The organism is Glycomyces sp. MUSA5-2, assembly GCF_037034145.1.
GTDB lineage: Bacteria > Actinomycetota > Actinomycetes > Mycobacteriales > Micromonosporaceae > Glycomyces > Glycomyces artemisiae.
Genome location: NZ_JBAGKG010000003.1, coordinates 150,203 through 172,017 on the forward strand (window position 1 = coordinate 150,203; position 21,815 = coordinate 172,017).

At 73.5% G+C, this 21,815-nt stretch carries 20 protein-coding genes; 8 read left to right on the top strand and 12 right to left on the bottom strand.

Going from position 1 to position 21,815, the window contains the following annotated elements:
• Positions 1–5 precede the first annotated feature (5 nt).
• The gene (locus WA640_RS10930) at positions 6–572 is read left to right on the top strand and encodes a TetR/AcrR family transcriptional regulator (RefSeq protein ID WP_335987676.1); all 567 of its coding nucleotides are present in this window, start codon (positions 6–8) and stop codon (positions 570–572) included.
• Positions 573–593: 21 nt separating this feature from the next.
• Here the strand turns inward: WA640_RS10930 and WA640_RS10935 are convergent, their stop codons facing one another.
• The 12 genes from WA640_RS10935 to WA640_RS10990 all read right to left on the bottom strand — a co-directional run bounded on the left by WA640_RS10935 (position 594) and on the right by WA640_RS10990 (position 11,402).
• On the bottom strand, positions 594–2,309 hold the full coding sequence (locus WA640_RS10935) for an acyl-CoA dehydrogenase family protein (protein ID WP_335987677.1): 1,716 nt from the start codon (positions 2,307–2,309) through the stop codon (positions 594–596).
• Positions 2,306–3,310 carry a 3-oxoacyl-ACP synthase III family protein gene (locus tag WA640_RS10940; protein WP_335987678.1) on the bottom strand — a complete coding sequence of 335 codons (1,005 nt, stop codon included), beginning with the start codon at positions 3,308–3,310 and terminating at the stop codon, positions 2,306–2,308. The genes WA640_RS10935 and WA640_RS10940 overlap by 4 nt, the downstream gene beginning before the upstream one ends.
• Positions 3,311–3,312: 2 nt before the next feature.
• Positions 3,313–4,293, bottom strand: coding sequence for a beta-ketoacyl synthase N-terminal-like domain-containing protein (locus tag WA640_RS10945; protein ID WP_335987679.1), 981 nt, complete (start codon positions 4,291–4,293; stop codon positions 3,313–3,315).
• On the bottom strand, positions 4,290–5,501 hold the full coding sequence (locus tag WA640_RS10950; protein WP_335987680.1) for a beta-ketoacyl-[acyl-carrier-protein] synthase family protein: 1,212 nt from the start codon (positions 5,499–5,501) through the stop codon (positions 4,290–4,292). Before WA640_RS10950 ends, WA640_RS10945 begins: the two co-directional genes overlap by 4 nt.
• Positions 5,498–5,734 (bottom strand): acyl carrier protein, encoded by a 237-nt coding sequence (locus WA640_RS10955; protein ID WP_106363747.1) that lies wholly within the window; start codon positions 5,732–5,734, stop codon positions 5,498–5,500. The genes WA640_RS10950 and WA640_RS10955 overlap by 4 nt, the downstream gene beginning before the upstream one ends.
• A gap of 16 nt (positions 5,735–5,750) precedes the next feature.
• The gene (locus WA640_RS10960) at positions 5,751–6,554 is read right to left on the bottom strand and encodes an SDR family NAD(P)-dependent oxidoreductase (RefSeq protein ID WP_335987681.1); all 804 of its coding nucleotides are present in this window, start codon (positions 6,552–6,554) and stop codon (positions 5,751–5,753) included.
• Positions 6,551–7,264 carry an AfsA-related hotdog domain-containing protein gene (locus WA640_RS10965; RefSeq protein ID WP_335987682.1) on the bottom strand — a complete coding sequence of 238 codons (714 nt, stop codon included), beginning with the start codon at positions 7,262–7,264 and terminating at the stop codon, positions 6,551–6,553. The genes WA640_RS10960 and WA640_RS10965 overlap by 4 nt, the downstream gene beginning before the upstream one ends.
• A 9-nt stretch (positions 7,265–7,273) precedes the next feature.
• Positions 7,274–8,107, bottom strand: a complete 834-nt coding sequence (locus WA640_RS10970) for an IclR family transcriptional regulator (RefSeq protein ID WP_335987683.1) — start codon at positions 8,105–8,107, stop codon at positions 7,274–7,276.
• 140 nt (positions 8,108–8,247) lie between these two features.
• Positions 8,248–9,090, bottom strand: a complete 843-nt coding sequence (locus WA640_RS10975; RefSeq protein WP_335987684.1) for a maleylpyruvate isomerase family mycothiol-dependent enzyme — start codon at positions 9,088–9,090, stop codon at positions 8,248–8,250.
• Positions 9,091–9,121: 31 nt separating this feature from the next.
• Positions 9,122–9,772 carry an NADPH-dependent F420 reductase gene (locus WA640_RS10980; RefSeq protein ID WP_335987685.1) on the bottom strand — a complete coding sequence of 217 codons (651 nt, stop codon included), beginning with the start codon at positions 9,770–9,772 and terminating at the stop codon, positions 9,122–9,124.
• Positions 9,769–10,866 carry an LLM class flavin-dependent oxidoreductase gene (locus WA640_RS10985; protein WP_442904731.1) on the bottom strand — a complete coding sequence of 366 codons (1,098 nt, stop codon included), beginning with the start codon at positions 10,864–10,866 and terminating at the stop codon, positions 9,769–9,771. The genes WA640_RS10980 and WA640_RS10985 overlap by 4 nt, the downstream gene beginning before the upstream one ends.
• Before the next feature lie 53 nt (positions 10,867–10,919).
• Complete coding sequence (locus WA640_RS10990) at positions 10,920–11,402, bottom strand: MarR family winged helix-turn-helix transcriptional regulator (protein ID WP_335987687.1); 483 nt, start codon at positions 11,400–11,402, stop codon at positions 10,920–10,922.
• Between the two features lie 238 nt (positions 11,403–11,640).
• Here WA640_RS10990 and WA640_RS10995 point away from each other — a divergent pair, with 238 nt between their 5' ends.
• The 7 genes from WA640_RS10995 to WA640_RS11025 all read left to right on the top strand — a co-directional run bounded on the left by WA640_RS10995 (position 11,641) and on the right by WA640_RS11025 (position 21,811).
• On the top strand, positions 11,641–18,588 hold the full coding sequence (locus WA640_RS10995; RefSeq protein WP_335987688.1) for a DUF5979 domain-containing protein: 6,948 nt from the start codon (positions 11,641–11,643) through the stop codon (positions 18,586–18,588).
• Positions 18,589–18,603: 15 nt separating this feature from the next.
• Positions 18,604–19,284 carry a hypothetical protein gene (locus WA640_RS11000; protein ID WP_335987689.1) on the top strand — a complete coding sequence of 227 codons (681 nt, stop codon included), beginning with the start codon at positions 18,604–18,606 and terminating at the stop codon, positions 19,282–19,284.
• Positions 19,285–19,361: 77 nt separating this feature from the next.
• Positions 19,362–19,766, top strand: a complete 405-nt coding sequence (locus WA640_RS11005) for a DUF6325 family protein (RefSeq protein ID WP_335987690.1) — start codon at positions 19,362–19,364, stop codon at positions 19,764–19,766.
• A gap of 10 nt (positions 19,767–19,776) precedes the next feature.
• Positions 19,777–20,064 carry an SHOCT domain-containing protein gene (locus WA640_RS11010; protein ID WP_335987691.1) on the top strand — a complete coding sequence of 96 codons (288 nt, stop codon included), beginning with the start codon at positions 19,777–19,779 and terminating at the stop codon, positions 20,062–20,064.
• Positions 20,065–20,076: 12 nt separating this feature from the next.
• Positions 20,077–20,460, top strand: a complete 384-nt coding sequence (locus tag WA640_RS11015; protein ID WP_335987692.1) for a phage holin family protein — start codon at positions 20,077–20,079, stop codon at positions 20,458–20,460.
• A gap of 87 nt (positions 20,461–20,547) precedes the next feature.
• Positions 20,548–20,811: a GlsB/YeaQ/YmgE family stress response membrane protein gene (locus WA640_RS11020; RefSeq protein ID WP_335987693.1), complete on the top strand. Its 264-nt coding sequence runs from the start codon at positions 20,548–20,550 to the stop codon at positions 20,809–20,811.
• 46 nt (positions 20,812–20,857) lie between these two features.
• Entirely contained in the window at positions 20,858–21,811 is a 954-nt protein-coding gene (locus WA640_RS11025; RefSeq protein WP_335987694.1) for a DUF389 domain-containing protein, read from the top strand.
• The last annotated feature ends 4 nt before the right edge of the window (positions 21,812–21,815 follow it).

Consider the following 21,815-nt stretch of genomic DNA (forward strand, 5'->3'; position numbering starts at 1 on the left):
AAGCGATGCCGGAAGGGCAGCGCGCCGATGCGCGGCGCAACTACGAGCGCATCCTGGCCGTGGCCGTCGACGAGGTCGCCGCGCACGGCGCGAACGCGTCCCTGGAGCAGATCGCGCGCATCGCGGGCGTCGGTTCGGCGACCGTCCGGCGGCACTTCCCGACCCGCAGGGCGCTCCTGGAAGCCGTGTCCCACAAGCGGATCGAGGACCTGAGCGACCGCGCCAGGGAGCTGGCCGGGACCGGCGAGAGCCGGACGGCGCTGCTGGCATGGCTGAACGAGGTGGTCGAGTACTCGGCGACCGCCCGCGGCCTGGCGGCCGTCCTGGTCCCCGACGGCGGCGAGGTCGAGCCCGCGCACGTCAACGGGTGCGCGGCGGCGCTGGAGGACGCGGCGTCGCCGCTGCTCCAGGACGCGGTGCGGGACGGCGCCGTGTCCTCCGAGGCCACCTTGGCGGACCTGCTCGCGCTGATCGCGGGCATCGCCATGGCGACCGAGCACTACCCCGACCCCGCGGCGCAGGCGCACCGGCTGTTCCAGCTCGCCTTCACGGGCCTGGCCCCGCAGCACTGAGCCGCAGTCTGCAACCGGTGCCTAGTCCCAGAACGGCTCGATGCCGAGTTCGGCCGTGAACGCCTCCAGGTAGTCGTCGGCGGCGAGGAAGGAGTGGACGAAGTCCTCGTCGATGCCGAAGGCGTCCACCAGGTCCGCGGCGCGGGGGAGCAGCCGGTCGCAGGCGTCGCCGACGAGGACGTCGACCGCTTCGAGCACGCCGGGACCGCCGAGGCCGGCGCGCATGAGGCTCGCGGCGCGGCGCCGCAGCCAGCCGGCGCCGTGCAGGACCAGCAGATCGGGGTCGGGACCGGACGCGGCGAAGCGGGCCATGAGCAGCCGGTCGGCGTAGACGCCCGCGAGTTCGCGGGCGGCCTCCAGCTCCTCGCGCCACGCGGTGAAGTCGTCGTCGAAGACCTTGCGGGCGGCCGCGAGTCGCTCGCGCAGCCGGGCGTGCAGGCGGTGCTCGCAGGCTTCGGCGAGGCGCAGGAAGTCCGCGCCGGTGCGCAGCCGCGCGGGCGGGTCGTCCTGCGGCGGTTCGTATCCCGCGTTCGCGGCCATGTTGCGGGCCGTGTCGAGGAGGATGAGCACGTTGTCGCCGCCCGCCGAGCGGTAGGCGTCCACGATGGACTGGTAGGCGAGCGGCCAGCGGGTGGCCCCGTAGGCGAGGCCGCCGCAGCGCTCCCTGCACGAGGTGGTGATGCGCCAGGCCGCATCGACGGCGGCGGCCTTGTGCAGGGGCAGCAGCGGGTCGACGCCCGACCACGGCGCGAACGAGGAGTCCCCGGCCGCGGCGGTCTCCACTTGGGAAGCCGGGTCGGCGAGGGCGGTGATCGCGGCGGCGTCGGCGACGTTCGTGAGCAGCTCGACGTGCTGGTTGCGGAAGTCGAGGACGGGCCGGGTGCCGGAGACCTTGTCGGCCGTGATCCGCTTGCGGGAGTAGCGGATCGCCATGGCGGCGGTGCCGCGCGCGACCGCGGCGACGGCCGCGGTGATCGAGATCCAGGTCTCGACGCCCACGGCCATGGACCGGCTCAGCCGGGCCGCGGGCGAGCCGAGCGGGTCGGTGAACGCGCCGTCGGCGCCGATGGCCGCGCCGTCGCTCAGCCACGCGCCGTGGGGAATCCGCACGTCGTCGAAGGCCACAGCCGTGGTGTCGGTGGGGAGGAACCCGGACTCGTAGGCGTGCCGGATCACCAGGCCCTCGGGCACTTGGTCTCCGCCGATGTGGACGACGAACCCGAAGACGCCGCGGTCCTCCCCGCCGTGGACGAGCCGGGCGTAGACGAGCGCGACCTTCGGGGCGGCGTGCTCGCCCGCGGTGTTGGGGAACTTCACGGCCTCGGGCCCGGGGGTGCGGAGCACGAACTCGCCGGTCGCGGCGTCGTAGCGGGCCTCGGTGCGGATGGCGCCGTGGCTGTTCGAGCGCCCGGCCTCGGTCATGAGGACGGCCCCCACGGCGCCCTCCGCGTCGATGCGGTCGAGGATCGCGTCCGGGTCCGGCGCGAACCGCACGATCCCGTTGAGGCACAAGGCGTAGTGCAGGAGCGCCGAGTGGTACAGCGCGGGGTCGCGCAGGGCCGTGAGCGCCGACAGCTCGGCGAGGCGGGCCCGGTCGGCGAGCAGGTCCGCGGCGGGGCCGACGGCGTCGGCGAGGAGGCGCAGGCGCCGGTAGTGGTGCCGGTGGAACTCGGCGGGGGCGAGGCCGCGGGGGCGGTCGAAGTCGGGTCCGGCGAGGAGCGATCGGAGGTCGGTCATGCGGGGTCCTTCCCGGGGCGGGTCCAGGTGATGAGCGCCGAACCCCACGTGAGCCCGGCGCCGACGGCGGCGAGGAGTACCCGGTCGCCGTGCTTAAGTCGCCCGTCGGCCTCGGCGGCGGCGAGCGCGGCGGGGATCGACGCGGCGCCGATGTTGCCGAGATGTTCGCCGATGACGGCGAGCCGGTCCCGCGGGATGTCGGCGTGCTCGGCGTAGCGGCGCAGGGTCCGCGGGTTGGGCTGGTGCGGGACGACCAGGTCGATGTCGTCCAGCTTGAGGCCGTGCGCGGCGAGGATCTCGCCGATCGCCAGGTCGAACAGCTCGGGGAAGGCGCGGCGGATCGCGGGCGCGTCCATGCGGATGCGGTGGGCGCCTTCGCGAACCGTGCCGGGGTCGGCGGGGCGGCGGCTGCCTCCCGCGGGGATGAGGACCGAGCCCGCGCGCGTCCCGTCGGCGCCGAGCCGCACGGACTCGATGCCGGTGCCCGCGGGGACGGGGCCGACGACGCTGGCTCCGGCGCCGTCGCCGAAGAGCACGGCCGTGGCGCGGTCGGCGGGGTCGAGGAAGCGGGAGTAGACCTCGGCGCCGACGACGAGCGCAAGTCCACGTTCGGCGCCCGCGAGCCAGTCGCGGGCGACCTTGAGGCCGAACAGGTACCCGGAGCAGGCGGCGCCGATGTCGAACGCGACGGCGCGGCGCGCGCCCAGGAGCGCCTGGACGCGGCAGGCCGTGGCGGGGCCGAGTTCGTCGGGGGTGGAGGTGCCGACGACGAGGAGGTCGAGGTCCGCGGCGTCGCATCCGGCCTGTTCGAGCGCGGCTTCTGCGGCGCGGGCGGCCAGGTCGGAGGCGGCTTCGGTCGCGTCGGCGCGGCGGCGTTCGCGGATGCCGGTGGAGTCGAGGATGCGCTGCGGGTCGATGTCGAGGGCGGCGGCGAGTTCGGCGTTGCCCGCGGCCCTCGCGGGCGCGTACGCGCCGGTGCCGAGGAGGCCCCAAGCGGTCATGGTCAGGCCCTTCCGATGAGGCAGCCCGCGAGGCCGCGGCGGTCGAGGACGGTGACGGCGAACGCGTCTCCGGCTTCGGTGTCGTCGAGCGCGTCGAGGAGGGCGAACCCGACCGCGGCGGCGGAGGTGTCGCCGAGTCGGGTGTGGACGGTCCGCGGGCGGGGTGCGCGGGGGCCGAGGACGACCCGCAGCGCTTGCCGTTCGGCGTCTCCGTGGCCGTCGAGCGCGGCGGTGCCCGCGACGGTGCGGACCTCCTCCGGCGCGGTCCCGGACGCGGCGAGCGCGCGGCGCAGCGCGGTCGCGAGCGTCCCGGCCGGATCGCCGGTGCAGTCGAGTTCGGTTGCGGCGGCGGTGATCCGCGGTCCGGGCTCGGTGTCGGCGGTGAGGCGCAGCATCGCGCAGCCCTCGCCGACGGGGACGTCGGGTGCGTGCGCGGGACGGGTCCGGTGCTCGAGCCAGGCCCGCGCGGGCGTGGCCTCTTCGCTGGCGCCGCACAGGACCTGGTCGGCGCGGCCGGAGGCCAGGAGCCGCTGGGCGAACCGGACGGCCAGCACCGGGGCGATGCGCCCGCCGGGGAGGATGACGCCCGGCCCGGTGATGCGGTGGCGGATGGCGCACTGGCCCGCGGCGTAGTTCATGACCCCGACGGGGATGCGGCCCGGGTCGACCTGGTGCGGCCGGGGTTTGGTGAGCGAGTCGACGCCGAGGTCGAGCATGGTCTGGAGGCTTCCGGCGGTGGTCGCGAGGACGAGCGCGGTCCGGGACCGGTCGGCGGGCTCGGTGCGGTCGAGGAGGCGGCCGGTGGTGGCGACGGCGAGGGCGGTGGCGCGGTCCATGGACCGGATGCCCTTGGGGCCGATGGCGACCGCGGGGTCGAAGTCGCGGACGGGGAGCACGCCGCCGGGCGGCAGGTCGTCGCCGTGCCGGATACCGGTGCCGTCCGCGGTCCAGGCGGCGCGGTCGGCGATGCGCACGGCGCTCACGCGGCGGCCTTCGCGATGAGGACGACGGCGTTGGAGCCGCCGAACCCGAAGCCGTGGTTCTCCACCACCCGCAGCTCCGCCGGCCGGCCGGTCCCGGGCACGCAGTCCACGTCGCACTCGGGATCGGTGCGGCGGTGGTTGATCGTGGGCGGCAGGAACTGCGCGTCGAGCGCCACGGCCGCGGCGATGGCGCCGAGCGCGGAGGACGCGCCCATGGCGTGGCCGAGCATCGACTTGACGGCGACGACGGGCGGGAGCCGGTCGCCGAAGACCTTGCGCATCGAGCGCGCCTCGTTGACGTCGTTGACGGGCGTCCCGGTGCCGTGCGCGAAGATCGCGTCCACGTCATCTGGGGTTATATCGGCATCGAGGTGCGCTAGTCTGACGCACTCGGCCACCGACGCCGTGTCAGGTGCGACTGGATGGCGCGCATCGCAATTGGCGGCGGCGCCCACGAGCTCCCCGACGATCCGCGCCCCGCGGGCCCTGGCCCGGTCGAGCGCTTCGAGGACGAGCACGCCCGCGCCTTCGCCGACGACGGTCCCGGCGCGGTCGGCGTCGAAGGGCCGGCACGCGTCGGGCGCGAGGGTGCCGACCCGGTGGAACGAGGCGAACATGCGGCGCGAGAACGAGTCCGCGCCGCCGCACAGCGCGATGTCGGCGTGCCCCAGGCGGATCGCGTCGAGCCCGTGCCCGATCGCGTGGTTCCCGGCCGCGCACGCCGCCGACACGTCGACCGGCTCGGCGCTCGGGAGCGCGAGGTCGCGGGCGACCTGCACGGCCGTCCCGCCCGTGTACCGGGCCGCCGTGGCCCGCGTGAACCCGGCGGGCCCCGCGGCGGCGGCCTCGGCGGCGAGCCGGTCCTCCTCCTGGGCCTCGGTGTCGCTGGTGCCCAAGGCGATGAGCACCGCCTCGTCGCGGAGGTCCGCCGGGTCCAGTCCGGCGTCGGCGAGCGCGAGCCGGGCGGCCGCGACGGCGAAGGCGGCGCCGCGACCGGTGGCGGCCGGGTCGAGGCGTTCGAGCCATGCGGCCGGGTCGAAGTCCGGCACTTCGCAGCCGTGGCGGATCTGGAACCCCGAGGGGTCGAACGCGGTGACGGTGCGCTGCCCGCTGCGCCCGGCCAGGAGCGCTGCTTCGAACGCGGCGCGGCCGGTGCCGATGGGGCTGACCGGGCCGAGGCCGGTGATGGCGACGCGGCGCTCGTTCACCGCGCCGCCTTGGCGGCGAGCAGGTCCCGGATCTCCGCGAAGCTCGCGGGCGGCTCCCCGGCGAGCGTGTCGAGGCCGAGGTCGTCTTCGAGGACGGCGTTGATCTCGGCGAGCTGGAGGGAGTCCGCTTCGAGGTCGTCGCGGAAGTCCGCGTCGTCGGCGACCTCGTCGGGGGCGATTTCGAGGATGCGGGCGACGAGCTCGCGGGCCTTGGCGGTCAGGGCGTCGGACATCGTGGTCCCTTTCGGATCAGGCGGCGGCGCGGCCGACGCCGAGGAGGCCGCGGGCGACCGCGGAGAGTTGGCTGGTGAGGCCGCCGTCGAGGACGAGGACGGCCCCGGTGACGAGCCGGGCGCCGTCGCCCGACAGGAAGACCGCGGCGTCGGCCACGTCTTCGGGTGCGGCCCAGCGGTTCTGGGGCACCTCCTGCTGGAGGGCCTCCTTCACCTGCGGGTGGGAGGTGAAGCCGCTGGTGAGCTTCGTGTCGATCCAGCCGGGCGCGATGGCGTTGACGCGGATGTCGTGCGCGGCCCATTCGACCGCGAGGGTCTTGGTCAGGGACACCATGGCGGCCTTGCAGACCGCGTACAGCGACAGGCGCGGCGCGCCGCCGAGCCCGGCGATGGAGGTGACGTTGAGGACCGAGCCGCCGCCGTTCGCGGCCATGTGCGCGCCCGCGAGGCGCAGCAGCTGCACCGTAGGGTCGATGTTGAGGCCCCTCGTGCGTTCCCAGTCGCCTTGCGTCAGTTCGAGGAACGGCCCGGAGTGGTAGAACCCGCCCGCGTTGTTGACGACGGTGTCGAGGCCCCCGAGGCCGTCGGCGGCCTCCGCGAAGGCCGCGTCGAGGCGGGCGGGGTCGGTGACGTCGCAGACGACCGGGACGGCCCGGCGGCCGAGGTCCTTGACCTCCGCGGCTACGGCGTCGAGGGTCTCGGCGCTGCGGGCGAGGACCGCCACGTCGGCCCCCGCCGCGGCCGCGCCGAGCGCGATGGCCCGGCCGATGCCGCGGGAGGCCCCGGTGACGAGGACGCGCTTGCCTTCGAGGGTGTTCATCGCTGCTCCAAGAGGTCGGGTCGGGCCGCGGCGGCGTCGCGGGCGCGGTCGCGTTCGAGTCGGTCGAAGAACCCGCGCTCGAACACCCTGGCCTGGAACCGCATCACGGCCACGGTCAGTCCTGCCTGGACGATCGTGGCGGTGAAGTCGGCGGCGAGGACTTCGGGCCGGGACCAGTCGGCGCGGTCGGCGCGCAGTTCCACCGTGGCCGCGAGCGGGAAGAGGAACGTCGTGAACTCGATGTCGAGCCGCTTCGTGGTGAAGACGTGGTCGCCGCTGGAGGGGACCAGGTACTGCTCGGTGGCGGCCATCGCCATCTGCGCGCAGGCCTCCACCTCGACCATGCCCGGAATGTGGGCGGTCGCGTTGTCGTGGTCGGCGAGGACGGTGTTGTCCGCGTGGACGGCGAGCACGGCCCGCCAGTGGCGCCACGCGACCTGTTCGAGGTCGCCGATGAGGATGTTGCGCGGGTCCCGCTTGTACAGGCCCGCTTCGGCGAGGACGGGTTCGCGGCGGGCTTCGGCGGCCGCCGCGGCGCTGATCGCGTTCCACTCGTCCTCGGTGAGGCCCTGGCCGGGGCGCAGGACGACCGGGCCGCTGATCGACCCGTCCTGGAGCCCGGCGAGGGCCGCGTCGGCGGTGAGACCGCCGACCAGTCCGGCGAAGCGGGCGAAGGGCCGCCCGACGACCGGGATGGTGTGCACTGGCATGGACTGAGGCTATGGAGGATCGGTGCCGTCCGGTCCGGTCTGCGCGGAACGTTCCGGTTCCCGGAACGCCGTTGTTCCGCCTGCCGGAACGTCGAGACGGAGCACCGCCTCGGATGCGGCCCTGGCGATCGCGCGCAGCTGCGCCACGTGCTCGGCGGGCTGGAACCCGCGCACGGGCCCGGCCAGCCCGAGGGCGGCGACGGCGGTCCCGCGGCCCCCGAGGACCGGCGCGGCCGCGCCCCAGAACCCGGGCAGGTGCTCCTCGCGGTCGAGCGCGACCCCGCGCAGCCGCGCCTCCACGAGGTCCCGGTCCAGCTCCCGCCTCGTACCGATCGTGTTGCGCGTCAACCGGACCAGCGTGACCTCCCGGAGGTACGCCTCGGCCGCCGCGGGGTCGTAGGCGAGGATCGCCTTCCCGGTGGCGGTGCAGTGCAGCGGGACCGACGCGGCGGTTCGCAGGATCGCGTCGGTGAACCGGCGCGGGTACAGCACGTCGAGGAACCGCGCCATGTGGCCGTTCGCCGTCGCGAGGGTCACCACGTGGCCGGTGCCCTGGTACAGCTCCAGCAGGAACGGCTTGAGCACCTTGTGCAGCCGCGCCTCGTGCTGCGGCCCGGGGCCGTGCCACGCCGGGGTTCCAGCGAGGGCGTAGCGGCGCCCGGTGCGGTCGACGACCCCGCCCGCCTCCAGATCGGCGAGGAGTCGGTGGACGGTGGACTTCGGCAGGCGGGTGCGCCTGGACAGATGCGTGACGCCCACCGGTTCGCGGTGGGCGGCGAGTTCGTGCAGCAGGACGATCAGTTTTGCGGCGACACCCCGCGGGGGCGGCTGGTGACCATGCAAGGAGACACCTCACGGCAGACCGGACAACGTGGACTTGCGTCCCGTTCATTCTCCGGACGCGCTCCCACATCTCCACACGACTGCCCATGATCCGACACAAGGCTCACTCGAACGAGGGAGACCGGTGCGGGGCGCACTCGTCAGTAGACGATCGACACGATCTGGCACGCGGCCGCGGCCAGGTCGGCGTCGCCGTCGACGCGGGCGCGGGCCAGCGCCGTGTCGGGTTCGAGGCCGCGGGTGCACAGGCGCCAGGCGGTCTCGGCGTCGAGTTCGACCGCCGCGGCGGGTCGCGTGACGGGCTCGGCGAGGGACCACCGCTCGCCGACAGCGGTGACGTGCCAGGCGCCGCCCGCCGGGCCCGGAACAGTGATCCGTACCTGGGTCCCCTTGGGCGCCTTCGTATCCCGCATGGTGTGCGGCAGCGCCCGCATGAAGGCGTCCAGCACGACGGACAGGAACCGCGGATCGTCGTCGGTGTCCAGCCCGACCGCGTGGCGGATCTGCTGCCGGTGGGTCCACATCTCGGTGAACTCCCGGGCGGCGTCGAGCCACATGGGCGCCGGGTCCGCCCCGGCCCACGACACCCCGAGCGCGGGGGCGTCGAGGTCCGCCCCGGCGAAGTACTGCGCGGTCTGCCCGCCGATCAGCCCCAGTGTGTCGGTGAGCGCCGCCGGACTGACGCGCGCGAACGCCCTGACCCACTCGTCGTTGTTGCGGTGGATGAACGCCTCCAGCGTCTCGCCCGGCCTGAACCCCGGCCCGCCCCGGTGCCCGTCGCGCCTCCCGAGCCGCCCGTAACAGTCGCCCAGCACGTGCGCGGCGAGATCCCGCACTGTCCACCCCGGCACCGCCTCCGCCGCCCAGTCGGCGGGGGAGAGGCCGCGCAGCAGCGACATCAGCTCCCCGTGCTCGGGCGCGAAGAGCGGGCGGGCGTCGATCGGGTCGCCCACCCAGGCGAGGTCGTCAAGCGCTGAAGTCATGCGGGGATTCTCCCCGGACCCCCGCGACTCCTCAACCGGATTGCGGCGGGCCCGAGGCGCCGAGGAGCCGCTTGAGTTCCGGCGCTTCCACATTGGCGCCGAAGACCGGGGTGCCCGGTTCCATGCGGGCGCCTTCGGCGAGGGGCCCGGCGAGGACCGGGTCGAAGCCGAGGGCGTCCACGAGGGAGGCGACGGCCGCGACGTCGGCGTCGTCGTCGCCCGCAATCGCGATCGCCTTGCGGCCCTGCGCGCCCGCGGGCCGCGCTTCGGCTTCGAGGTCGTGGTAGCCCATGTGGTTGAAGGCCTTGGCGTAGTGGTCGGCGCCGAGGTGCTTGCGGACGGCCTCGCTGGAGGTGACGCCGGGGTCGAGGACGCGTTCGCGGGGACCGTCGACCTCCCACCAGTGGTTCATGGCGTCGACGACGAGAGCGTCGCCCGGGTCCGGGATCGTGCGGTACTTGCCCAGGGGGAGCGCGAGGATCACGATGCCGGCCTCGCTCGCCGCGACGTCGGGTGCGACCGCTTCGGCGCCGGGGGTGAGGACCTCGACGGTGAGGGCGATCTTCGCGGGGTCGCCGGACCCGGCGATGAGGACGCGGTACCCGGCGGCGACCGCGAGGCGGGCGAGGACGGTGCCGACCTTGCCCGCCCCGAGGATGCCGACCGTGCGGGGGCGGCTCATCGGGCGCCGTCCGCGAGGAGGTCCTTCACCATCGGGACCACCTTGTCGCCGTAGAGTTCGACGGCGTGCAGGCGCGCGCTCGCGGACATCGCGCCGCCCGCGGAGTAGATGAGGTCGAAGCGGCCGACGTCGAGCGCGGTGACGGCGGCGGCGATCCTGCGGGCCACCGTCTCGGGCGATCCGATGTAGAGCGAGCCGTGGGCGACCTCGTTGTCGAACTCCTCGCGGCGCAGCGGCTGCCAGCCGCGGAGTGCGCCGATGCGGTCGCGGACGACCTTGTAGCCCGGGTAGAACAGCTCCTTGGCCTCCTCGTCGGTGTCGGCGATGAAGCCGGGGGAGTGGAGGCCGACCGGGTAGGCGGCGGTGCCGAGCTGGTCGGCGGCGCGCCGGTACAGGTCGACGTAGGGCGCGAAGCGCTCGGCCGGGCCGCCGATGACGGCGAGCATGAGGCGGAAGCCGTACTTGGCGGTGCGGACCACCGACTGCGGGCTGCCGCCGACGCCGACCCAGGTGGGCAGGCGCCCGGACTCGGTCTTGGGGAACACGTCCTGGTCGACGAGGGTCGCGCGCTGCGTGCCCTTCCACGTGACCGGCCGCTCGTCGAGGAGCTTGTGGAACAGGTCGATCTTCTCCTCGAACAGCACGTCGTAGTCGGCCATGTCGTAGCCGAACAGCGGGAACGACTCGGTGAACGAGCCGCGGCCGAGGATGATCTCGGCGCGCCCGTTCGAGAGCGCGTCGACCGTGGCGAAGCGCTGGAAGACCCGTACGGGGTCGTCGGAGCTGAGGACGGTCACGCCCGAGGAGAGGCGGATGCGCTCGGTCTTGGTGGCGATCCCGGCGAGGACGGTCTCGGGCGAGGAGATCGCGAACTCGGGCCGGTGGTGCTCGCCGAGGGCCACGACGTCGATGCCGGCCTGGTCGGCGACCACGGCCTCCTCGACGGTGGCGCGGATGGCCTCGGCATAGGAGGTGACCTGGCCGTTCTCGTCGCGGGGCAGGTCGCCGAAGCTGTCGATGCCGAACTCGATGGCGTTCACGTTGCTCTCCTTCGCCCGGCCGGAGGACCGGAATCTGATTGACGTGTCAATCATAGGGACATGTTCATGACGCGTCAACTATTGGACTGCCCGTGTGACCCGGGCCGCTACGCCCCGGCTCGGTCCAGCTTGTCGAGGTGGTCGCGGAGGGTCTCGGCCACGTCCCGGGCCGCCGCCAGCTGCTCCGGGGTGAGCGCGTCGACGAACAGCTCCCGGATGGCGTGGAAGTGCGGCACGCTGGAGCGCCGCAGCGCGTCGCGGCCCTCGTCGGTGAGCACGGCCTCGGCGCCGCGGTTGTCGCCCGCGGCGGCCTCGCGCCGGATCAGGCCCCGCTTCTCCATGCGCCCCAGGTGGTGCGAGAGCCGGCTGCGCTCCCAGCCGATCGCGTCGGCCAGGTGCGAGGACCGCAGGCGCCGCCCCGGCGCCTCGCTCAGCTCCAGCAGCACCCGGTAGTCCCCGGACGAGATCCCGCTCTCGGACTGGAGCCGCGCGCCGAGTCTGGTGCGCAGGTCCTCGGTGGTCTCGACGAACACGCGCCAGCTGTCGAGCTCGGTGCGGGTGAGCGCGGTGCGGCCCTTGCGCTGCGACATGGGAGACCTCCACAGGAATCGTCGGTCACGCCTCGGCCGGACCTCCCGGCTGCATGACATGTCAACGACGGTAGCGCCAGATCAATGACACGTCAACTACAGGGGTGCCCGTCGGGGCGGCTTGTCGCGGAACAGGGGACGGGCCGTACTTTATGGCCGCAAATCGTCACTGTGAGTGATACCGTCCCGTGGGTCGTGCCTCCGGCGCGGCGACAGGTCGTCGATTGCGGAGGTGTCCATGCGCTCGTTCGGACGGAAGGCGGCGGCGGCCGTCCTCGCACTGTCGACGGGCCTGGTCACGCTGCTGGTCCCGGCCACGGCCGCCACGGCGCAGCAGCAGGACGCGACGCTGACGATCACCAAGACCGCCTCCGCGGAGACCGTCCAGCCCGGAGAGACGTTCACGTACACCGTGGTCATCGGCTGCACCTCCTTCACGCCGAGCTGCGCCGACGCCACCCTCACCGACGTCATCCCCGACGAGTTCCTCGTCCAGGGCACGCCCCAGGTCACCGGCGCCTCCGGGACCTCCACCGTCGACGGCCAGACCGTCACCGTCGTGTTCGACCAGACCTTCGGCGACGGCACCACGGGCCTCGCGCCCGGCGCCACCGCGACCGTGCAGATCCAGGTCCGCGTCGACCCCGACCTGCCGCACTCGGCCGACGGCGTCCCCGTCACCAACAACGCCGCGGTCGCCGCCTCGAACGCCGCCAGCAAGAGCGACAGCGCCGTCGTCACGCCCTCCGTGCCGCTCGAACTCGCCGTCGACGCGACCAAGTCCTTCGACCCCGACCAGGGCGTCGCCCGGCCCGGCACCGCCACCACCCTCACTGTCGGCGCCACCGACCGCTCCAACGGCGACATCGACTCCCTGCGCATCACCGACCCGGCCGACCCCGCCGCGACCCCGAACCCCTTCGACCACCTGGCGTTCACCGGCTTCGGCGACGTCACGTTCCCCGACGGCGCCGACCAGGTCCTCGTCGAGGTCTGGGTCGACGGCGCCTGGGTCGCCGGCACCCCAGGCCCCGCCGCCGTCCTGCCCGACGGCGTGGACGCCGCCGACGTGCGCGGCGTGCGCCTCACCTTCACGAATGCCGACGGCGACCCGATCCCCGCGGGCGGCAGCGCGAGCGCCGAACTCGACCTCGTCCAGCGCGACAACGTGACCGGCATCGACACCCAGACCGCGGTGAACAACACCGTCACCGCCGAGACCGCCGCCGAAGGCCAGACCGCCACCGGCGACGCCGCGGCCGACTACACGATCGTGCCGCTCGACATCACCGCCGCCGCCTCGAAGTCCTTCGACCCCGACCCCGTCGCCGCCGGGGACCCGTCCACCGTCACGCTCACCGGCACCAACGCCGGGACCGCCGTCGACACCATGACCATCACCGAACCCGACCCGGCCACCGAGAACCCGTTCACCAACGGCCTCACGTTCACCGGGTTCACCGACGAGATCGCCTGGCCCAGCGGCGCCACCGCCGCCACCGTCACGTACACCTACGACGACGGCACCACCGAGACCCTCGACGCCGCCGACCCCGACACGCTCCCCGCCCCGAACGGCACCGTCACCGGCTTCACCGTGGTCTTCACCGGCGACATCATCGCCGGGGCCCAGGCCACGATCCCGTTCACCGTGGACACCGACCCCGACCAGACCGAGGACGAACTCGTCCACGCCAACCAGGTCCTCGTCGAAGTCGCCGAAGGCGACGACACCGGCACCGCGACCGCCTCCGACACGCTCACCACTCTCGCCGCCCGCCTCGCCGTCGAGGTCGGCAAGCGCATCACCCCCACCTCGATCAACTCCGTCGCGGGCGAGACGGTCGTGGTCCAGCTCCCGTCGCGGATCTCGCCGTTCCCGGCCTCCACCGCCGACGCCACCACCATGACCGTCCAGGACCCGGCGACCGTGCCGCCGAACCCCGACCCGGACCCGTTCTGGAACAGCTTCGACGCCACCGCGATCACCCAGACCGCGATCCCCGCGGGCGCCACGCTGACGATCTCGTACTGGGACGGCACGCAATGGATCGTCCTGCCCGGCGCCGAGAACCTCCAGGGCGCGGCCGTCGTCAATATCCCGATCCCCGCCGACCTGCGAGACGACATCCAGGGCCTCAAGTTCGACTACACCGACCCCGACGGCTTCGAGCCCGGCACCGCCGTGTCCCCGAACTTCCAAGCGGCCCTGCGCGACGACAAGCGCGACGGCTCCGGCGACGCGGCCGGGTCCGACGAGACCGTCACCGACTGCGCCAGCGCCGCCGCCTCCACCGACGACCTCGCCGCGCCCCGCCCCGACGACGCGTGCGCCACCGTCGACCTCGTCCCGGTCGTCCCCGGCACGGGCTCGCTCATCGACAAGACCTTCCTCGAACCGCAACCGGGCGCGGGCAAGACGGTCACCGCCCGCTCCGGCGAGCAGATCGACGCCGAACTCCACTGGTCCACCGGCGGCTACTCCGGCCTCGACGACGTCGTGATCTCCGACGTCGCCGACCCCGAGACCACCGCCGTCGGCGACTCGTTCTTCAACGCCTTCGACCTCGTCGCCATCGACGCCGTCAGCGCCGCCGACGACCCGTGGCTCACCTACGACGCCGTCGACCGCGTCGAACTGTGGAACGGCACCGAATGGGTCCGCGCCGCGGGCGACCCCTGCCCCGACGCGTGCGACGGGACCTTCCCCGGCTACACGCTCACCGCCGACGAGCGGGCCTCGACCCTGAGCGCCCGCCTCGTCTTCACCGAGAGCCCCACCCGCGCCGACCGCATCGGCACCGACCCGACGCTCCCGCAGGTCGGCGACGGCGTCGCCCGCTCCAGCGGCAACGACCGCACCCTGCGCCTCACCTTCCAGATCCGCGACCTCGTGCGCGACCCGCAGGCCGACCCCGACCCGGTTCTCGGCTCCCGCGAGTACAACGTGGCCGGATCGCCCGGCGAGGTCCTCGACACCGCCCGCGCCACCGGCAGCAGCGGCGGCGCCGAAGTCGTCACCGACACCGGCGCCGACGAGGTCCTCATCATCGACGTGCCCCTGAACGTCGACGTGGTGAAGACCTGGACCGGCGGGCCCCTCGGCGTCCCGCCGGCCGGCACCGACGCCACCGCCTACCCGTCCGGGCGCGTCACCGTCACCGCCACCAACCGCACCGCCGCGAAGGTCGACAACCTGACCATCGCCGAACCGCAGGCCGACGACCCGTTCGACGTCTTCGACCTCAAGCAGATCGTGTCGATCACCGTCCCCGACGGCGCGACCTCCACCACCGTGACGCTCGCCTTCGCCGACGGGACGACCGGCGCCTACACCGTCGACGAAGCCCTGGCGCTCAGCGAAGGCGACCTCGCCGACGCCGTCGGCGTCACCGTCTCCCACGACGGCCGCATCGACGCGGGCGCCGAAGCGGACCTCGTGCTCGACCTGCGCCTGCGCGCCGCGCACCGCTCCACCGGCGACGCGGTCACCACGGCCGACTCGCCCGTCGAGAACGACGTCCAGGCGAAGGTCGCCGACCTCGGCGGCACCGACGAGGACAAGCCGACCGCGACCGACGACGCCGCGATCGTCCTCACCGGCACCGACCTCACCGTCACCGCCGGGAAGTCCTTCAGCCCGCCGCAGGTCGTCGAGCCCTCCCACGGGCCCGTCACCATGACGATCACCGGCAAACCCGGCGGCACCACCCGCGCGAACCTCATGACGCTCACCGACGACGAACCGCGCCTGTGGAACCAGTACGACTTCAACGGCTTCGGCTCGTTCGGCTTCACCTCCCCGATCGACCGCGTCCAGGTCGACGCCTTCACCGGCGGGACGTTCACCGACACCGGCTCCGGCGTCACCGTCACCGGCGGCTCCTGGACGAACGGCACGCCCGCCACCGCGCTCGCGCTGCCCGCCGGGGTCGCCGCCGCCGACGTGCAGGGCCTGCGGTTCACCTTCACCCGCGCCGACGGGAAGATCTGGGAGAACCCGGCGAACCCGCTCCAGGCCGTCAACGTCGCCCTCGTCCGCCGCGACGAGCTGCGCTCCGGCGGCGAGGTCCAGTCCGACCTGACGGGCAACGACCCGGCGCCCGGCGAGACCGCCGCGGGCATCGCCACCAACACCCTCGACGTCGTCGCCAAGGGCGCGGTCCTCGTCGGCGGTGAACCGGTGAGCGCCGAGGACACCGCGACCGCCACGGTCCTGTACAAGCACGCGACGAACGCGGTCAAGGTCGTCAAGCTCGCCGCAGGCGCCGTCGACGGCGGCGTCAAGGCCCCCTCCGCGGCCGTCCCGTACACGATCCAGATCACCAACACCGGGAACCGGGCCATCGTCGACCCCGTCGTCACCGACGTGCTCCCCACCGACGCCACCGGCGCGCAGCTCATCTGGGACGCCGACCAGTACCCGGACGGCGAGAACGCCTTCGCGTACACGCTCGCCGGCGCCGCGCCGCAACCGCCGAGCGGCACGGCCCTGCCGACCGACCCCGACGAGGTCACGGCCGACGTCACCGGGAACGTCGAGCAGATCCGCTTCACGTTCCCGGCGGGCTCCGTTCTCGAAGCGGGCCAGACCTACACGATCACGATCCAGCTCACCGTGCGGCCCGGCGTCGCCGCGGGCACGGTCGTCGCCAACACCGCGGGCGTCACCGGCGACCGGCCCTGGGACGCCTGCGACGGCACCCTCGACCCGGACACCGGCGAGTGCCGCGCGAGCGCCTCGATCACCGTGACCTCGGCCGCGTCCATGCGCTCGGTCAAGACCGTCATGGCCGAGGACGACGAGCTCGGGAACCTCTCCACCGACGCGGGCACCGACCCTGCCGACTGCGCGCCCGACGCGGCCGGGTTCTACAAGTCGCCGTGCGTCCCGGTCCTCAAGCCCGGCGGCGACCACTGGTGGCGCTTCGAGGCCACCAACACCGGCAACCTCCCCCTGCGCGAGGTGACCGGCTTCGACCAGCTGCCCGCGCCCGGCGACACCGGCGCGATCAACCCCAACCAGCGCGGCTCCCAGTGGCGCCCGCTGTTCGAGGGCACCGCGCGCCTGACCACGCCCGTCCCGCCGGGCACCGTGCTGCGCCTGTACTGGGCCGACAGCTCCGACCCGTGCACCTACACCCGCGTGGTCGCCTGCCCCGAAGGGAACTGGACGCTGTTCCCGCAGTTCGGCGGCCCCGCGTTCACCGAGGAGATCCTCACGCGCATCACCGCGCTCCGCTACGAGGCGGTCTTCCCCGAAGGCCGCCGGTTCGAACCGCTCGACAAGATCGGGTTCGAGTTCCGCATGACCGCGCCGCCGTTCTCGGCCACGGCCGGGCCCGACACGATCGCCTGGAACTCCGCGTCCGTCGGCGGCGTGACCGAGCTGAGCACGGAGCTGCCGCTCACCGAGGGCGAGCGCGTCGGCGTCGCCCTCGCCACCGGACACCTGTCGATCACCAAGGAGGTCGCCGGGGACGGCGCCGCCTACGCGCCCGAGGAGTTCGTCCTGAACCTCGCGTGCCGCTCGGCGGTCGGCACCTGGGTCGAAGGGGAGGTGCCCCTCGGCGACGACGCCGTCCAGACCGTCAGACCCGGCGAGACCGTCACCGTCACCGACCTGCCGTACGGCGCGGAGTGCACCGTCACCGAGGACGACGCGAACGGCGCGACCTCCTTCGACGCCACCACCGTCACGGTGACCCGTGAGTCGGAGGACCCGCAGACGATCACCGCGGTCAACACGTACGATCTCGCCGGGATCGTCGTCCGCAAACAGGTCGACTCGACCGCCGTCGACCAGAACGGCGATCCGATCACCTACGGGCCCTTCGGGGTTCGCGTCGACTGCACGTTCCTCGGCGAGCCCGTCTACGCGACCGGGCACAGCGCCGACGACCCGATGACCGCGGTGCTGTCCGACGGCGGCAGCGCCGAGTTCACGGGCCTGCCCGCTGGCGCGGAGTGCACTGTGGCCGAGACCGACGGCAAGGGCGCCGACGTCTCGATCACCGTGGACGACGGCGGCAACTCGACCACCACGCAAGGCCCCAGCGCCGACATCACGCTGTCCCCGGACGCGGACGGCACCGTCAACATCGCGACCATGTCGAACACGTTCGGCACCGGCTCGCTCCGGCTCCTGAAGAAGGTCTTCGGCTCCGGCGCCGGCCCGGTCACGCCCGGCCCCTTCACGATCGAGGTCACCTGCACGCTCGACGACGCCACCGGCAGCCGCACCGTCTACGAGGACACGCTCCTGCTCGGCGGCGCCCGGCCGCTCCAGGCGACCGTCCCGAACCTGCCCGCGGGCGCGGTGTGCAGCGCCGTCGAGACCGGCACGGGCGGCGCCACGTTCACGGCGATCCGCCCCGAGTCCGTCACGATCGGCGCCGGGACGACCTCGACCCTGTACGCGATCAACGTGGTCTCCTCCGGTTCGCTCCGGATCCTCAAGGAGGTCACCGGAGACGGCGCCGACGCCTACGGCGCCGGGCCCTTCACCGTCTCGCTCGCCTGCACTTTCGACACCGGCGAAGGCGTCCTCGACGTGACCGTCCCGGGCGGCCCGACCCGCGAGTTCGATGTGGACGAACCTGCGCTCTACGAGGGCCTGCCGACCGGATCGGTCTGTACCGCAACGGAGACGGAGACCGGCGGCGCCACCGAGGTCACCGTCGCCGGCGACCACCCGGTCGCGATCCCGCGCCGCGACACCGCCGAACTCACGATCGTCAACCGCTTCGACCTCGGCGGCCTCGCCGTCGCCAAGCGCCTCGACGGCGAAGGCGCGCCCGGCCACGAGGACGACGTGTTCACCGTCGGCCTCGCCTGCACCCTCGACGGGTCCGCAGTGGACATCCCCGGCGGACCGGAGCGCACCATCACCGGCGAGGGCACGGCCGCGTACACCGGCCTCCCGGCCGGGGCCGAGTGCACGCTCACCGAGACCGACGACGGCGGCGCCGACCGGACCGCGCTCGCCGTCAACGGCGCCGAGGGCGGCGCGTTCACCGTCGCCGCCTGCGACACCGCGACCTGCGACGCCGCCGAAGTCGTCAACGCCTGGGACGGCGCGGTCCTGTCCGTCACCGGCGCCGACCTGCGCTCCGCCGCCGCCGCGGCCCTCGTGTTCCTCACCGCCGGAGCCGGACTGCTCCTGGTCGCCCGCCGACGCGCCTGACCCGAAGGAGCACACATGGACGACCGCGCACCGGCCCTGCCGCCCTGGGTCGACCTCGTCCTCACCGTGGTGATGGCGCTCGCCGCCGTCGGCACCGCGTGGGCGGGGTTCCAGAGCGCGAAGTGGAGCGGCCTCCAGGCGATCTCGTTCGCCGACGCCGGGGCCGCCCGCACCGAGTCCGCGAAGGCGTCCACCGACGCCGGACAGGACCGGCTCAAGGACCTCGTGGCCTTCACCTCCTGGACCGGCGCCCTCCAGGAGGAGATCATCGCGGGCACCTCCCCGCGCCCGGCCGGGGACTACACGCCGAACCACGCCGAGCTCTCCGGGTTCCTCTACGAGCGGTTCCGGCCCGAGTTCCGGCCCGCGTTCGACGCCTGGATCGCCACGCAGCCGCTCGTCAACCCCGACGCGCCCGCCACCCCGTTCGAGATGCCCGAATACGAGCTCGAAGCCGACGCCCTCGCCGCCGACCTCGTCGCGCAGGCCGAGGCCGCCACCGCCGACGCCCACGAGGACAACCAGCGCTCCGACAACTACGTGTTCATGGCCGTGATCCTCGCGCTCGCCCTGTTCTTCGCGGGCGTCGCCACCCGCATGAAGACCGCCCGCTCGCAATGGCTCCTCTCCGGCGCCGCGATCGTCGTGTTCATCGGCGCGGCCGTGGTGATCCTCGCCCTCCCCAAGACGTTCTGAGCGTTCTTCTGAAAGCCGCGCCCGCCGCGGCACCGCCGTGTAGCGTCCCCGGCAGGACGACGTCAAAAGGGGGCGGCATGGACGGGAAGGCTCCAGTGGACCTGGTGCTCGTCGAGTTCTCGGGGAACCGGTTCGGGGGCAGTGTGCTCACCGAGCTCGAACGGCTCAGCGAGCAGGGCACCATCACCGTCCTCGACGCGCTCGTCGTCAGCCGCGGCGCCGACGGCGCCGTCGCCTGGCTCGAAGCCTCCGGCGTCGACGACCGCCTGGCCGCGCTCGTCGGCGAACCCGCGGGCATCCTCGCCGCCGAGGACGCCGAAGCCGTCGCCGACGAACTCCAGCCCGACACCGCGCTCGGGATGCTCCTGTTCGAGCACACGTGGGCCGGGGCCCTCGCCGGGGCCGTCCGCGGCGTCGGCGGCCGTCTCCTCGACTGGGAGCGCGTCCCCGCCGCCGCCCTCACCGAACTCGCCGACCACTAGGAGGCACGCCATGATCCGACGAGTCGGACGACCCGGCCTGCTCGGCACGATGGCCCGCACCGCCGTCATCGCCGGGACCGCCGGAGCCGTCAACCGCTCCATGGAACGCGCCTCCCAGAACCGCGCGCAGACCAGGGCCGACGCCGAGGCCTACCGCCAGGCTCCGCCCGCACCCGCGCCCGCGGCCGCAGGCGGCGACGACGTCATCGCCCAGATCGGCCGCCTCGTCGACCTCCACGACGCGGGCGCCCTCAGCGACGCCGAGTTCGCCGCGGCCAAAGCCAAACTGCTGGCCTGAACCGGCCGTGCCATGCGCTTCCTCGTCCGCACGCTCGTCACCGCCGCGGCCCTCGCGCTCGCCGCGGCGGTGGTCGACGGCATCGACGTCGGCGGCGCGGGCCCGCTGCGCAACACGCTCACCCTCATCGGCGTGGCCCTCGTCTTCGGCCTCGTCAACGCCACACTCAAACCCCTGATCCGCAAAGCGAGCGGCTGCATCTACTGGGTCACCCTCGGCGTCGCCGCCCTCGTCGTCAACGCCCTCCTGTTCCTGCTCACCTCCTGGATCACGTCGCAGCTCGGCCTGCCGTTCACCGTCGACGGCTTCTGGCCCGCGTTCTGGGGCGCGCTCATCGTCGCCGTCGCCAGCTGGCTCATCGGCCTCGCCGTACCCGACCGGAAACGCCGCGAATAACGCACTTGTGGACCCCGGGCCGGTGTGAAACCCGCGCGGCCGGGGAACAGAGCAGACAGCCCGACACCGAGACCACAGGAGGTCGCCATGATCGGATTCATCATCGCCGGACTCGTCATCGGCGCGCTCGCGCGCCTCATCAAGCCCGGCAAGCAGTCGCTCGGCATCCTCGCCACCCTCGTGCTCGGCCTCGTCGGCTCCGTCATCGGCGGGACCATCGCGAACCTGCTCGGCACGGGAGACATCTGGGAGTTGAACATCCTGGGCTTCATCGTCGCGGTGATCGCGTCGGTCCTGCTCATCGGCGTCGCCGAGGCCATCACCTCCGGCAGGCGCAAGACCGCGCACTGACCCCCGCCGGACCGCGGCCGGGGCGGCGATGGGGGAGAATCCCCTCGTGCTGCACGTACGAGTCATCACCCCGGCCGCCCTGGCCCCAGAGGTCCTCAAGACCGCCGTCGACTGCCACGCCGTCGCGAACGTCGTCCGCCTGCCCGGCGCCGCCGTCGACCCCGCCGGCGACTGCATCGAGTTCGACGTCGCCCGCGAAGGCGCCAACGAGATCCTCGCCGACCTGCGGGCCATGGGCCTCAAGGAGACCGGGGCCATCACCATCGAGGAGATCGACCTGTCGATCTCCGACGGCGCCGACGAGGCCGAGGCCGCCGCGCCCGGCCACTCCGAAGACGCCGTCATCTGGGAGGAGCTCGCCGCCCGCACCTCCGCCGAGACCCGCCTGACCTGGTCCTACCTCGTGTTCCTCGCGCTGGCCGTGCAGATCGCGGCCATCGGCGCCCTCCTGGACCAGCCGATCCTCATCGTCGGCGCGATGGTCCTCGGCCCCGACTTCGGGCCCGTCGCGGCCTTCTGCTTCGGCGTCATGCAGCGCGACCTGCCGCTCATCGGCCGGGCCGCCCGCACCCTCGCGGTCGGCTTCGCCGTCGCCATCGCCGTGACCCTCGCGTGTGCGGCCGCCAGCCGCCTCGTCGGCTGGATAGAGCCGACCATGCTCGACGACCGGCCCCTGACCAGCTTCATCATCCACCCCGACCGGTGGTCCTTCATCGTCGCCGTCCTCGCGGGCGTCGCCGGCATCCTCTCGATGACCGCCCGCAAGTCCCAGGCCCTCGTCGGCGTCTTCATCTCCGTCACCACCGTGCCCGCGGCCGGGAACATCGCCGTGGCCGTCGCGCTGGCGCACTGGGACGAGGTGGGCGCGTCCCTCGTCCAGCTCGGCGTCAACCTCGCAGGGCTGGTCGTCGCCGGGATCGGCACGCTCCTGGTCCAGCGGTTCCTGTGGAGCCGCTTCGAAGTGGGCTTCAACGCGACCGCCGTGTCCCGGGAGCCCTGAGTCG

Bases quoted from the DNA above. Each gene is read 5' to 3' on its own strand.
- WA640_RS10930 (WP_335987676.1), top strand. From the start codon at position 6: ATGCCGGAAGGGCAGCGCGCCGATGCGCGGCGCAACTACGAGCGCATC.
- WA640_RS10935 (WP_335987677.1), bottom strand. From the start codon at position 2,309: ATGACCGACCTCCGATCGCTCCTCGCCGGACCCGACTTCGACCGCCCC.
- WA640_RS10940 (WP_335987678.1), bottom strand. From the start codon at position 3,310: ATGACCGCTTGGGGCCTCCTCGGCACCGGCGCGTACGCGCCCGCGAGG.
- WA640_RS10955 (WP_106363747.1), bottom strand. From the start codon at position 5,734: ATGTCCGACGCCCTGACCGCCAAGGCCCGCGAGCTCGTCGCCCGCATC.
- WA640_RS10960 (WP_335987681.1), bottom strand. From the start codon at position 6,554: ATGAACACCCTCGAAGGCAAGCGCGTCCTCGTCACCGGGGCCTCCCGC.
- WA640_RS10965 (WP_335987682.1), bottom strand. From the start codon at position 7,264: ATGCCAGTGCACACCATCCCGGTCGTCGGGCGGCCCTTCGCCCGCTTC.
- WA640_RS10975 (WP_335987684.1), bottom strand. From the start codon at position 9,090: ATGACTTCAGCGCTTGACGACCTCGCCTGGGTGGGCGACCCGATCGAC.
- WA640_RS10980 (WP_335987685.1), bottom strand. From the start codon at position 9,772: ATGAGCCGCCCCCGCACGGTCGGCATCCTCGGGGCGGGCAAGGTCGGC.
- WA640_RS10985 (WP_442904731.1), bottom strand. From the start codon at position 10,866: ATGATTGACACGTCAATCAGATTCCGGTCCTCCGGCCGGGCGAAGGAG.
- WA640_RS10990 (WP_335987687.1), bottom strand. From the start codon at position 11,402: ATGTCGCAGCGCAAGGGCCGCACCGCGCTCACCCGCACCGAGCTCGAC.
- WA640_RS10995 (WP_335987688.1), top strand. From the start codon at position 11,641: ATGCGCTCGTTCGGACGGAAGGCGGCGGCGGCCGTCCTCGCACTGTCG.
- WA640_RS11000 (WP_335987689.1), top strand. From the start codon at position 18,604: ATGGACGACCGCGCACCGGCCCTGCCGCCCTGGGTCGACCTCGTCCTC.
- WA640_RS11005 (WP_335987690.1), top strand. From the start codon at position 19,362: ATGGACGGGAAGGCTCCAGTGGACCTGGTGCTCGTCGAGTTCTCGGGG.
- WA640_RS11010 (WP_335987691.1), top strand. From the start codon at position 19,777: ATGATCCGACGAGTCGGACGACCCGGCCTGCTCGGCACGATGGCCCGC.
- WA640_RS11015 (WP_335987692.1), top strand. From the start codon at position 20,077: ATGCGCTTCCTCGTCCGCACGCTCGTCACCGCCGCGGCCCTCGCGCTC.
- WA640_RS11020 (WP_335987693.1), top strand. From the start codon at position 20,548: ATGATCGGATTCATCATCGCCGGACTCGTCATCGGCGCGCTCGCGCGC.